Annotated in this window: 3 protein-coding genes; all 3 read left to right on the top strand. The window is 61.6% G+C overall.

The window, feature by feature from the left end; translation table 11 throughout:
- Positions 1 to 29 precede the first annotated feature (29 nt).
- Positions 30 to 10,751 carry a carboxypeptidase regulatory-like domain-containing protein gene (locus R3F07_18965; protein ID MEZ5278471.1) on the top strand — a complete coding sequence of 3,574 codons (10,722 nt, stop codon included), beginning with the start codon at positions 30 to 32 and terminating at the stop codon, positions 10,749 to 10,751.
- A gap of 273 nt (positions 10,752 to 11,024) precedes the next feature.
- Positions 11,025 to 12,113 (top strand): helix-turn-helix transcriptional regulator, encoded by a 1,089-nt coding sequence (locus R3F07_18960; protein ID MEZ5278470.1) that lies wholly within the window; start codon positions 11,025 to 11,027, stop codon positions 12,111 to 12,113.
- A 121-nt stretch (positions 12,114 to 12,234) separates the two neighbouring features.
- Positions 12,235 to 14,457: a 1,4-alpha-glucan branching protein GlgB gene (glgB, locus tag R3F07_18955; protein ID MEZ5278469.1), complete on the top strand. Its 2,223-nt coding sequence runs from the start codon at positions 12,235 to 12,237 to the stop codon at positions 14,455 to 14,457.
- The last annotated feature ends 8 nt before the right edge of the window (positions 14,458 to 14,465 follow it).

Raw genomic sequence — 14,465 nt, 5'->3', positions numbered from 1 at the left:
CTCCAACACACCCTCCGCCCTTCATGCGAATGTCCGAGTTTACGTCCTTCCTCTCGATCAGCCGAATCGGATCTGTTGCCAGTTCCGTAGCGTTCTTCACCGCCCTTACGATCAACCTGACGGGCGCTCCGTTGAACATCAGCTCGAACACGGAACTGCCCGAGGACACCGTGGCCAGCTACGACAGCATCGCGGTCAGCGGCGGCGCGATACTGACGATCGGAGGCGGGTCGGACATCACGGTGACGGGCGCGGTGACCGTCTCGGGCAACTCTGAAATCGTCTTTGCCGGCAAGAACATCGATGCGAAGGTCAATGAACAATGGCAGGGTGAAGGGTCCAGCCTGACCGCTGCGTCGGTGACGATTGACTCGGGCAGCGCGATTCATGCAGACGGTCAGGGCTATCGTTCGGGTCTGCTGGGGTTGTACAATCTGGGGACGGGTCCGGGCGGCTACCAGGGCAGCGGATCTATTCAGGGAAACTACTCCGCCAGTCACGGTGGCAAAGGAACCGGGACGGCCCCTGCTACAGATCCGATTGGCCCGGTTTATGGATCGATGCTGGAACCCACCGAATTGGGATCGTCCTCTTTTGGCTATGCATCGCCGATGCAGGGCGGTGGAGCGATCCGCCTGATCGTCTCGGGCACTTTGACCGTGAACGGCCGGATTTCGGCCGACGGAACAGCTCAGGGGACCAACCACTCCGGAGCGACGGGCGGGTCTATCTGGATCACGACGGCGACCCTGACGGGTTCTGGGTTGATTCGGGCCAATGCTTCGGGCAAGGGCGCGGCCAGCACGAACCGTGGAAGCGGAGGTGGTCGTGTCGCGGTCTACTACAACAGTGCTTCGGGATTTGCGTCTCTGACGAATATTCGCTCCGCAAGTGGCAGCGACACCGATGCGAGCGAGGATGGTACGGTCTGGCTGGAGCAGACGTCCGGCGGAAAGCGCCACCTCACAGTGGTGGGGCGGGTTGATCTGGATGGTTTTGAGACCGAGGAACTGGACTCGATCGTCGTGGAGGATGGGGGATCCCTGGAACTTCCTGGTGGGATCGATCTGTCGGTTGCGGAGTCGATCCTGGTGATGGACGGAGGCACCGTCCGTGCGGAGGGCAAGAACAACACTGAGAGAGTCGGCGGAGTCTGGCTGGGTGAAGGGATTCACGTGACCGTCCCCGTGCTCACGATTGAGGAGGGCGGTGTCTTTCATGCCGATGGCCAGGGTTACCAGGTGGATGCCAGTAACTTCTACCACAATCTCGGCACTGGTCCCGGTGGGTCGGCGGTGTCCACCTACGGCGCCAGCTACGGAGGAAGTGGCGCCTCGAGCGCACAGTTGGTTGCTCCGCCCGCTGCCTATGGATCCCTGCTTGAGCCCACGGATCTCGGCTCGTCGTCGTATGGATACACCTCGCGAACCTATGGCGGAGGCGCCATTCACCTGACCGTTTTGGATACGCTCACGGTCGACGGACGGCTTTCGGCCAACGGCCTGGCCGATGGGACGAATCACCTCGGCGCCACCGGCGGATCGATCTGGATCACCACGGAAAACCTCGCTGGATCGGGCTCCGTCCAGGCCAATGCCTCCCCGAAAGGAACGACCACGGCCAATCGCCACAGCGGAGGCGGCCGCATCGCGGTCTACTACTCGGACGCATCCGGCTTCGACGACTTGAAAACGATCGAGGCACGGAGCGGCGGCACCGATGACGCGAGCGAGGACGGAACGGTCTTTCTCCTCGACGTCGACAACGGAGCCGGCGACCTCATCGTGACCGGACGGGTGGCCATCCCGGAAGACGCTTTCGAGACCCTCGAGTCAATCAGCATTCTGGATACAGGACTGCTCGAAATCTTCGGGGGGGCGACCCTGCAGGTGAACGGAGCGGTCGATGTGGCCGCTGGCGGACGGATCGTCTTCCGGTCCAAGGGACTCCTGAAATCGTTTCGTGACGAGTGGGAGGGTGAGGGTAGTCACCTGATGGCAGGGACCCTCAACCTGCCGGAGGGTGCTTCCGTCTCGGCCGACGGGCAGGGTTATCTCGAGGGGCCCGGATCGTTTCTGCGGCAGTGGGTCAACCTCGGGGCGAGTCACGGCGGACTCGCATCCGGTCAGACCGAACCGGTATACGGCACGGCGGTCCGCCCGCTGACCCCGGGCTCCGGGGGCGGTGCGGGCATCACCGGCTACACGGCGGGTGGCGGGGCCCTTCGCATCACGACGTCCGAATCGATTGTTCTCGACGGCAGCATTACGGCAGACGGGGTCGCCCAGGGCACCAGCCAGTCCGGCGCGACCGGAGGGTCGATCTGGATCACGACGCCGTCGCTGACGGGTACGGGCACGATCCAGGCGAACGCGGCCGAAAGCGGAACGGTGGCCGCCAATGGCGACAGCGGTGGAGGACGGGTCGCGATCTACAGCTCAAGCGCGATCGGGTTGCCGTCCGAGAACATCGAAGCCGCCGGGCAGGGTGAGGCCGAGGACGGCACCGTGGTCCTTGAGGAAAGTGGTGACATGTTCTGGCTGGACGAGCTTCCGACCGTCCTGCACGGGTCGCGTTCAGTCAGCTGGTATGCCGGGGCTCTGGCGTCCGGGCAGAGTGTTCGTCTGATCGCGCGCCAGGATGGAACGGACAACACGATCCTGACATCCGATGACCCCGTGGGATTCTCGACGGCGGAATTCGGTGCGGTTTCGAACGGCCTGGCCGATCTGAAGCTGCAGGTCATCGGCTCCGGTGGTTCCGTCGTACGTGAACTCGTGACCGGTCATTCAATCCGCAATGACATCAACTGGCACTCAGGCGAGGTCTCTGGGGATGAAATCTGGGCGGCCGGCACAGTCCACGTGATCGAGGACGACCTGTTGATCGGCAAGGGCGCGAGCGTGACAGTCGAGGCGGGCGCGGTGGTCAAGGTCATGCCGGGGGTACTGGTTTCACTACGCTTCGACGGGGCCTTTCTCGCCGAGGGAACGGCCGGCAGTCCGACTGTGATCACTTCCTGGATGGACGATACCGCCGGCGGCGACACCAACGCCGACGGAGACACGACCGCGCCCGCAGTGAACGACTGGAATGGCTTCCTGCTCGACTACGGTTCCCTGCTTGAACTCTCCGCGTATTCACCAGTTCGCTACTCCCGCCAGACGTGGCAGGGTGAACTCGAAGGCACCACCCATCTGGTCGGCGGGGCGGTCCACCGGGTGACCGGCAACCTCGCCGTGGGCGAGTGGACCAAGCTCTTCATCGAGCCGGGTGCGATCGTGAAGATGGCAGACGGCGCCGATCTCGTCTTCGACCCGAACACCGTCCTGGAGTCGCGGGGAACCCCGGCCCGGCCGGTTGTCATAACCTCGATCCTGGACGACGCCATCGGGGGCGACACCAACGGAGATGGCGACGAAACGTCACCGGCACCTGGCGACTGGGGCAAGATCGAAACGAACATCGGCGTCAACCTCGTCGACAACACGCACATCCTCTACGGCGGCGACGGCAATACCTACGGGTCGATCGGCAATGCGGGCGGCGCGGAGTCTATACTAACCATCCGGAACAGCGTGGTCGCGGACGCGTTTTATGATGCGATCTCCTGTCGCCAGGGCACCATCCGGGTTGAAAACACGGTCATCGCGGGTGCAGACCGCGGCCTTGCACGTTTTGCCTTTGCGGATGTGGACGTGGTCAATTGCACCTTCGACAACAATCGGATGGCACTCTTCCAGCATGCCCCCGGAGAATTCCGCATCCGCAACTCCATCATCGCAAATTCCCTGGAATACGGGATCTATCAGGACAGCGGCTCCGCCTCCGATATCAAGGTTTCTCATACGCTGTTCTGGAATCCCGAGGCAACCAAGGGCGATGTCGTTTCGGTCTACGGGACCGGATCGTTGGGCCAGTTCAGCTTCACGATCACATCGGACGGAAACGTGAACGAGGATCCGCTCTTCGGTACCCGTGATCCAGTTTTCGGGCTGGGGTTGTCTGAAGGTTCGCCGGCCATTGACGCGGCCGACGGCAACCTTGCACCGGAGCGGGACAAGCGGGGCCGTGAACGCAGGGACGAACTGTCCGCCGCCGATACCGGCATCGCAAAGAACGGGGTCGTTCCGGATATGGGTGCCTATGAGTTCTACGAGAACGCGCCGACGGAAGTGGATTTGAAGGCGGTGAACCTTTCCGGGCCGGAATCGGTGATGACCGGCGCTGCGGTGACCTTGGAATGGACGGTTTCGAACATCGGAATCCCACTGGAGGGCGCAATCTGGAAGAGCCGGATCTACCTGGTGGCCGCCGCGAGCCCCGGGTCCGAAAGAATCCTCGTCGGCGAGTCGGTCACAGAGATTTCCGGAACCTTCAGCACGGGCGCGGAACTGACCGAAGAGACGGCCCTCCATGTCCCCTTCGTTCCCGAGGGCGGTTACCTCTGGGTGGTGGATGTCAACGTCGCGAACACGCCGTTCGAGGGTGCCAATCGGGTGAACAACCTGGTTACATCGGACAAGGCCACCTTTGTCGGGATACCCGAATTGACGACGGAGCAGTTGCTTTCCGGCGTGTTTGACGTCGAAAGCGACCGGTTTGCCTTCAAGTTCAGGGCGTCGGGGGGTAGTGACTGGTTGATCGTGCTCGATGCAGAAGGGGAAAGCGGGAGGACGCGGCTCTACGCGAACAGGGGACGACTGGCCGGCCCAGTCGACGCCTCGGAATCGGGTCTTCCGGGCGAGCCCGATTCGCTGATCAACCTCTCGGGACCGGACGCGGACACCTGGTACATCCTTGGCGTGGCCGAGAGGAACCCCGACGGGGATTTACCCTTTAGCATCGCGGTCAGCGAAGTCGGCTTCGAACTCCTCGGCGTGCACCCGTCCTCGGGTTCGCTGCCGGGCCCCGTCACGCTTGCCCTTGACGGAACCGGACTCCGACCCGATGCCGAAGTGGTCCTCTCCGACGGTTCGGGCGGCGAGCGGGACGCGGTCGGAACGGTCTTCGACTCCGGACGCCTCTCCGCGACCTTCGACTTGGCTGGCCTTTCGGTCGGGGCCTTCGATGTCGTGGTCCGTCAGGGTGAAAACGAAGACACTCTCGAGAATGCCTTCCAGGTCGGTACCGGGAATCCCGGGCGACTGATGACCCGCTTTCTCCTGCCGGATGCAGTTCGTTCCGGCCGTCTCTACACGGCATGGCTGGAATACCAGAACGTGGGCGGAACCGACCTGATGGCGCCGGTCATCGGCGTTTACGGCGTTGACGGCGTCAAGCTCGGCCTGACCCGGGACGAGGACGCGGTCATCCACGATGCGCTCTCCCTGGCGGCCATCTCGGACACAGACACGCCATGGATCCTGCCGCCCGGATACCGGGGCCGCCTCGCCGTCGTTTTCAAGGCGGTCAGTGGACGCAACGTGCTGGAGTCAACGACGACCACGACAGCGACAACCGATGCAATGAACTGGTCGGAAGTTGGCGCGGCCATCAGGCCGGATGATCCACCCGACGGCTGGGACGACATCTGGTCGCTGCTGGTCGAGGAATACGGCTCGACGGCAGGCGACTACGCCCGAATGGTCGGCGACGCCATCAGCCGCTACCACCGCGAGACGGGGATCGCCTCAGACTCGCTTCGTGAACCTCTGCAATACCTGGTTTTCGGGGTTCGCGATGAACTTGTATCCGATCTTTCGGGACGCGTGGTTAATACCGGTTCAGGTCAGGCGGTGGCCGGGGCATCGGTTTCGCTTGTCCATACGGTGACATCGGAAAGGGTTGCGGCCACCACCGCGCGCGATGGAAGCTTCCATCTTCTGTTGCCGGCTGTCGGCACTTATGAAGTCAGAGTCGATGAGTACCTCGTGCTCGAAGGCTCGGCTGAACTGGAGTGGGATGGAAAGGATCCGCTGGCAGGGCTGGAGATTGCCGTCAGTGCGGGAAGTATTCTTGAAGGATCGGTCCGATTGCCGGTCGGCGTGAGCGGAGACCTGGTCGTGGTTGGCGCTCAGCGAGCGGAGGGCGACGAGTCCTACAGCGTAAAAGTTTCCGAGTTGGGACGATACCGCTTCGGCGGGCTGCCGGATGGTCGCTATGAACTGCGGGCCGGTGGGCCTGGTTTGGTGGCCGATGGGCCGGTGTCCGTATCCGTCAGCGAGGCCGTTTACACGCCTGGGCCGGAATTTTCGCTTGGTGCCGGAGGATCGATCGCCGGTGAGGTTTGGGATGCGGAAGACAACCCGCTGGCTGGAGCCACCGTAATCGCGATTGGGGCAGATTCCAGTGCGGCCAGCCTGACCGGGGAATCTGGAGACTTTTCTGTTTCGGGATTGGGGACAGGCACGTTTTCGGTCATCGTGGCAACCGAAGGGTACAAGCGCGTCGAATTGGGCGGTGTTGCGGTCGAGAGCGGAACCGTCACGGCGCTTGATCCCATCATGCTTGCGGTCGCCGGCACGATCAATGGCCGCGTCCTGTCAAGTGGCGAGGGTGTGCCCGGGGTGCCTGTTTCGGCCGTCTCAGGAGACGAGCCGCTCCTTGGGCAGGTATCGGATTCCGAAGGCCGTTTCACCTTTTTCAACGCATTCGTGGGTGACTGGACCGTTACAGCAGACGATCCGGCCTTTGAGCTCGCCAGCGGCATGGTGACGGTGACGGATCCGGCGGTTCCGGTCTCGCTCGAGATCAATCTGGTGGAGTCGGAGGTTCTGGCCGGGCAGGTGGATGCTTCGGGCGACGGCGGGGCTGCCGATGCCGTCGGTTTGCGTCTCGTGCGTCCCGACGACTCCGTCACCTTTGCGGTGACCGACGAATCTGGTGCCTATCGGTTCGGACGTCTCGAACCGGGAGCTTACACGATCAGCCTTTATGACGGATCCCAGGCCAGTCAGTTCACCGTCGTCGACGGTCAACAACCGGATTCCGTTGATTTTTCCATCGATCGCGGAGCACTCCGGGGCGATCTCGACTTTCCAGGAGACCTCGACGAGCCGGTGGTTATGAAGGTGAAGAGATCGGGTGCGGTTGTACTCGAACAGGCTGTCGCCAACCCGGGCTCCTATGCCTTCGACTACCTTGCGACCGGCGACTACTCGATCGATTTCGCACACTCGACTCTGTCGTTTCCTTCAATCGCATCAATCACGGTGTCTGCCAACGAAACGGCCGTGATCGACACAATTGCTCCGGGCTCAGTCGATGCGACGATCCGGGTAGTCGATGATGCCAGCGAGGATCCGGCACCGGGAGCCCTCCTCAGGGTATCGCGGCCAGAATCGGGATTCGAGCAGTTGTTGGCTCTGGATGCGAACGGAACCGTGATTGTGAATGGCCTGGCACCCGCACGCTACTGGCTTGATGCCCTCCTGCCGGACAAATCGAGCGAACCTGTTCCAATTGACGTGGAGTCCGAACCGATCGACCTGGAATTGAGGGTGGCCACGTCCGGGTCGGTGTCAGGACGGGTCGCTGATCCCCTCGATACGGGCCTTGCGTTGATCGAGGTTGCCGCTTATAGGGATGGCAGCGAAGAGCCGCCGAGGCAATTCTTCACTGACAACGATGGGGAGTATTCCGTCGATTTCCTTCCACCAGGGACCTATACGTTGGTTTATGGCGCGACCCTCTTTGACGGGCTCGAGACCCTGATCTCCCCGAAGATCGTTGCCGATGTGACGGTCTCCTCAGGCACGTCAACGGACCTCGATGTGACGCTTGTTGTGGATACCGTCGGTTTCGAGGGCGTGGTCTCGACTGCCGACGGTTCGCGGCCCCTGTCGGGTTCGGTAGAATTGCGGGATGCAGAGGGAAGATTGCTGGCCGTGTCTTCGATTGATTCGGACGGCGGGTATCGACTGCCGCGCCCCGACCCGGGAAGCTATTCGATCGACGGACAAATGCACCATTATCTCGTGCCGCCGGTATCCACGACGGCAGTCAATGGCGTGGTCGACCTTCCACTTGCCGCGGATTGGGTGGGCGGATGGTATTACCGGCTGGAGAACGAGCCGAACTCCGGGGATAGTCGACCGGTAGCCTACGAGGGTTTCGCACGACCGGCGGGTGCGTTCAGCCAGTCATCCGTCATTGGCACTATGCTGGGGTGGATCCGAGCGGAAATGGGGGAACCACCGGAGCGGCAGAGCCCACTCAGCGAGGTGCCGAACACCTACAACGATGTCTGTCCCTGTCCGGAAGCGATCGCCGCATGGGAAAAGGTGCAGCGTCTTCAACGGGCGGCCGATGTCTACTGGAACGACTGGAACAACCAATGGATTTCAGGCTGGGACCAGGTCGCGGCCGATGTGGGGATCTTTGGAGTCCGTCTCGGGGAACTGGCCGGCTCGCTCCTCGCGAGTTCCTACAAGGCACCCGAGGCCATTGCGGACGTCAAAGAGGCCGCCGAGTTCTTGTCCAAACTCGAGACTGCGGTCCGCGCAGGCAAGAACCTGGATCAGTTGAGTCTGAATGAGCTCTTGGAGGCAATCGAGGGCGTCAATCGGGCAAAGAACCTTGCCATGGCCCTGTTCGACAACCGCGGCTCCATTGCAGGCGCCGCGCAATCGGCCGTCGGAATTGGGGGGCCTGCCGGCAATGTCAACGGAATCTGGGATGCGATCACGAATCCCTCGACCTTCAGCACCAAAGGCGGGTTCCTGACCTTCACAACCAATCTGAACGACTTCGTCAGCAACGTCAGCGGAGTTCTTGGAGCAACCACCTCCGCCGTAAACCTACTTGGCGCGCTTAATGACAATCCAAAGCTCGCCAAGTTCGGTCTCGGGAAAGTCCTCGACAAGCTTGGGCCGATCACCGACGTCCTGAAACCGGTGTTGGCTGCGGCCGAAGTCGCCAAGTCAGCCGCCGGCGCAATCGGCCAGGTCCAACGCGCAAAGGACAACTACGAGAACATGCTCGCCCAGCGCGATGCGGTCTACAACACGATCGGTTCATTGATTGTCGGCTGTTTCAGAAACTGCTGCGTTCCCCCCGAAGACTGCTGCAAAAAGCGAGGGAACCGCTGTCCACCACCTCCTCCGCCTCCGGGGCCGAAGAACCGTCCTCCCGGATCGACGAATGGCGTCGAGGCGATCGATCCCAATGACAAGTCCACGATAGGAGTGGGCGCCGGGGGTTATATTGCGCCTGACTCGGTCATCGTTTTCACGATACGGTTCGAGAATGTTTCCACGGCGACAGCCGCGGCCCAGCTGGTGACGATCACCGATATTCTCGACATGGACCTGGACTGGTCGACGCTCGAACTCCTCGAGATCGGTTTCAACGGCACGGTAGTCGAGATTCCGTCCGGGTTGAGCCAGTACGAAGGGACGGCCGAAGTGGAGAGCGATCCCTACCCGGTACAGGTCAGTTTCCTCTTCGATGACGACTCCGGCACGGCACTGTGGTCGATGAAGTCGTTCGATCCGGAGACCGGCGACTATCCGGAGGATGCCTTTGCCGGATTCCTGCCGCCCAACGACGAGACGGGGCGGGGCGAAGGTTACGTCAGCTTCCTGATCGAGCCGAAGGCCGGTCTGGTCGACGGAACCGAAATCCTGAACTCGGCCGAAATCGTTTTCGATGTGAACGACCCGATCGTGACCAATGAGACGGTCAACACGATCGACTCGAAGGCCCCGACATCCTCGGTGGCCGCCCTGGCAGCGAGTTCCGGGCGAAGCTTCGCGGTAAGTTGGACGGGCGAAGACGCCGGCGGGGCCGGGGTGGCGTACTACGATGTCTATGTCTCGGTCAATGGCGGGGAGTGGACCCTGTGGCAGGAAGGCACGACTGAAACCAGTGCCGACTACCAGGGCACGCCGGGCTCCTCCTACGCCTTCTACGTCCACGCGACGGATGCGCTTGGCTTTGCCAATCCGGTGGCGCCGACGGCGCAGGCCCAGACCATCGCCGGGGTCTCTTTCCTGGTGAACATCGCCAATCGCGGCGGAGTGGGGACCGGACCCAACATCATGATACCGGGCTTCGTCATCAACGGCACCGGGACCAAGAAGGTTCTGGTGCGGGCGGTCGGTCCGGAACTGGAGACCTACAGCGTCACCGGCTTCCTCGAGGATCCGGAACTGCGGGTGGTCTCAGGGGGCACGGTTGTTGCGGCCAATGACGATTGGTCCGATGCGGCCAATGCGGCGGAGATTGCCACGGTGGCCAACCAGGTCGGCGCCTTCCCGCTTAAGGACGGCTCGAAGGACGCGGCTGCGCTGCTGGACCTTGTGCCCGGCAGCTACACGGTCAAGGCCTCCGGGGTGGGGCAGACCACCGGTGTGGCCCTGGTCGAAGTCTACGATGTGGACGACTCGGCCAATCCCGGCGCAAAGCTGGTCAATATCTCCAACCGGGGCGAAGTCGGGGTCGGTGCGGCCATCATGATTCCCGGCTTTGTCATCGGCGGTGAGAGCGCCAAGACGGTCCTGATCCGCGGGGTGGGCCCGAAACTGGCCGACTACAACGTGACCGGGGTGTTGGAGGATCCGACCCTGCGGCTCTTCCGCGCCGGCGAGGCCACGCCGCTACTGACCAACGACAATTGGAGCGATGCGGCCAACGCGGCGGAACTGGCCGCGGCCGCCGATACGGTCGGGGCTTTTGCCCTGGATGCCGGCAGCAAGGACGCCGCCGTCCTGGTCACCCTGGAGCCGGGCAGCTACACGGTCAAGGTCTCTGGCGCCGGAGGCACCGAAGGCGTCGCCCTGGTCGAAGTCTATGAAGTCGGTGATTGAGCGCGTCCGGGCGATCCCCGGACGCGCGGAGATGGGAGAAGGGAGATGGCAAATGGGAGATGGTGTTGCCGGGATAGGCGTTCGGTCCGCTCTGCAAGAAATGGCGGGGTGTATGTTGGATTGGCGCTATCGCCGTGCGCTTGGAGAAACTCAGAGTTCATCATTCCTCATTCTTAACTCACCATTCCTATTTCGCCCTGAGGGTCTTATAAGGGACCGGCACTAGGGTCCTGGGCTTGCCCTAATCGAAAATCCGCGCATCAGTTTTCTGGGATGCGTGATATTCGGGCAGCGGACCTTCGCGGGGTCGTCACCGGCTTGGGTGAATTGGCGGCATTGGATGCCGAAGGAGCCACCTTTGATTCCCTGGCTCGTGCCATGATGGAAATCATCCTGCGCCTGGTACCCGCAGATACGATCAACCTGGGATTGATCGACCACCGCTCCGGACGTGGTTCCTACTTTGCTTATCGTGGTTTCCTCATGCCGAAAAGCCGCCGGGCTCTGCTGCCGCGGTATGTCGATGATCATCCGATGCTCGCGTATTCGAAGAAGACAGGGAAAGGACCACCCCTGCAGTTCACCGACTTCATGAGCCGGTCCAACTTCGAAAGGACTCCGCTCTACAACGAATGTTACCGTGGCTATACCCATGGGATGATGACCTTCATGCTCCCGTCGCCGCGAAACATCAATTGCAGTTTTGTCCTGTCGCGACAGGACAGGGACTTCAGTGAACGCGATCGACAGATCCTGACCGTTCTCCAGCCGCAACTGGCGGTTCACTACCGGGCCTCCATCGTTCGGGCGGAATCGTTGGCCCGGACCGCGACGTCGTTTACGGGCCCGACCGACTGTGGCGTGGTCATCGCAGGTGACGACGGATTTATCCGGACCATAAACCACCAGGCATATTCCCTTCTCGATGCATTTATCGGTACTGAATTCTCTGCTCATCGCCTTCCGGTTCAGGTCCGCGATCATCTGGATAAGGCCGCCGTTCGGGGTCAATCCGGGTATACGCCCTTGGAATTGGCTGGTCCGGGCAAGACAGAGCCTCTGATTCTGCGACCCGCCCGCCTCGTCGAGGGCTGGGCGATCCTGATCCAGGAGCGAGGTTCCGATGCGACATCGCTTCTGCGCAAACATGGTCTGACTCGCAAGGAAATCGAGGTTCTGGGATGGGTTGCTGAAGGGAAATCCGATAAGGAAATCGCAGCCATCCTCGGCTCAAGCAGCCGGACGGTCCAGAAGCACGTTCAGAATCTGATGAACAGGCTCCATGCCGAGAATCGCGTTGCCGCCCTTGCCCGGGCCAGGGAATTGATCGGCCAGGACACGATCATTCCGAGGGTCGGGTGACGACTCCGGATTCACGGTCGTCGCGGAGGTGAGCAGCCGCTGGACACATTCGGGCTAGACCCGCCGGAAGTGCCCCGCTAGACCTTGGTGTGTCAGGGATTCCTTGCCCGACCCTAATAACATGGCCTCCATCATTTCAAAAACGGAACTCCAGTCCTTCCTCAAGGCGAACAATGCCCGGCCGCACGACTTTCTCGGCATGCACCCGTGCACGGTCAAGGGGAAGCCGGGGCTGGTCGTCCGGGCCTTCCTCCAGAATGCCGAATCCTGCGAAGTCGTCGACCTGACAGCAAAGGCCCGAAAGACGTTCCCGATGAAGCGGCTCTGTCCGGAAGGTTTCTATGAGGTGTTTATCTCCGGAAGGACCGAGCCGTTTCCCTATCGGTTGCGGATCGAGACCTATTCGAGGGAAATCCGCCAGTTTTTCGATCCGTATGGATTTCCACCCACCCTCGGAGACCAGGACCTTTATCTCTTCAACGAGGGCAATGAACACCGGGTCTACACCAAGCTGGGAGCCCATCTTCGCACGGTGGACGGAGTCCCCGGGGTTTCCTTCGCCGTCTGGGCGCCCAATGCCAAACGGGTCTCAGTCGTCGGCAACTTCAACCACTGGGACGGCCGCTACCACCCCATGCGGGCGCTCGACCGGTCCGGTGTCTGGGAACTCTTCGTTCCCGGACTCGACGAGGGCCAGCTCTACAAATACGAGCTGCTGACCCAGAAGGATACCATCCTGCTCAAGACGGACCCCTACGGCAGCTACTTCGAGGCCCCGCCGAACAATGCCTCGATTGTCTACAACAACGATTCCTATTCCTGGGGCGACGGCGAATGGGTCGATCGGCGGGCGGCGGCGAAGACGGTCGACCGGCCGATTTCGATTTACGAGCTTCATTTCGGATCCTGGCGCCGGCTGCTAGAGGACAATAACCGGCCGCTGACCTATCGGGAGATGGCGCCCATCCTGGCCGACTACCTGATCGAGATGGAGTTTACCCACGTCGAGCTTCTTCCCGTGGCCGAGCATCCCTTCAGCGGGTCCTGGGGCTATCAGGTCACCGGATTCTTCGCCCCGACCCACCGATTTGGCGAGCCCGACGATTTCAAGTTCTTTGTCGACCACCTCCATCAGCGCGGAATCGGCGTCATCCTCGACTGGGTGCCGGCCCATTTCCCCAGGGACCAGTTTGCCCTGGCCGAGTTTGACGGGACCCACCTTTACGAGCATGAGGACCCCCGGCAGGGGGCCCACCAGGACTGGGGCACCCTCATCTTCAACTATGGCCGCAACGAGGTCCGGGGCTTCCTCATCGCCAATGCCCTCGCCTGGATCGACCGCTACCATATCGACGGGCTGCGTGTCGATGCCGTCGCTTCCATGCTCTACCTCGATTATTCCCGGAAGGAGGGCGAGTGGGTCCCGAATCAATACGGCGGCCGTGAGAATATCGAAGCGATCGGATTCCTCCGGCAGGTCAACGACCTCGTCCACCATTATTACCCGGGCAGCCTGATGATCGCCGAGGAATCGACCTCCTTCGGCGGTGTATCCCGACCGACCACCGAGGGCGGACTCGGATTCGATTTCAAGTGGAATATGGGTTGGATGCACGATACCCTGCGTTACTTCGCCAAGGACCCTCTCTACCGCAAATGGCATCAGAACGATCTGACCTTCGGCATGCTCTACCAGTATGCCGAAAACTTCATCTCCGTCTTTTCCCACGATGAAGTGACCCACGGCAAAGGCTCGATGCTCTTCAAGATGGGGGCCGGGCATATTCCCGACAAATCCCGCAACCTCAGGTCGCTCTATGCCTATATGTGGGCCTACCCGGGCAAGAAGCTTCTCTTCATGGGATCCGAGTTCGGGCAATCATCGGAGTGGAATCACGATTCAAGCATCGACTGGCATCTCCTTCAGTACATGGACCACGAAGGCGTGCGCCGACTGGTCAAGGATCTAAACCATCTCTACCGGACAGAGACCGCGCTTTCCTCCAATGATCTCAATTCCGAGTCCTTCCGCTGGATCAGCTGCACGGATGCCAACTCAAGCATCATTTCGTTTGTGCGGATGGACCCGCTGACCGGGGACTGCTTTGCCGTGATCGGCCACTACACACCGGTCCTTCGAACCCGCTACCGTTTGGGTCTTCCCCGTGCGGGATTCTGGCAGGAGGTCATCAACACCGACTCCGAATTCTACGGCGGCGGCAATGCCGGCAACGCCGGCGGAATCCACGCCGATGACCGCCCGCACGACGGATTTCCCCATTCGGCCGAGCTCACCCTGCCGCCGCTCTCCACCAGCATTTTCAAGTGGGTGCGTGAGGGTTGAGCGGAGGC

The sequence above is a fragment of the Opitutaceae bacterium genome (assembly GCA_041395105.1).
Classification (GTDB): Bacteria; Verrucomicrobiota; Verrucomicrobiia; order Opitutales; family Opitutaceae; genus B12-G4.
The sequence above is the reverse complement of the archived record's forward strand: the minus strand, read 5'-3'. Positions and strand labels throughout refer to the sequence as shown.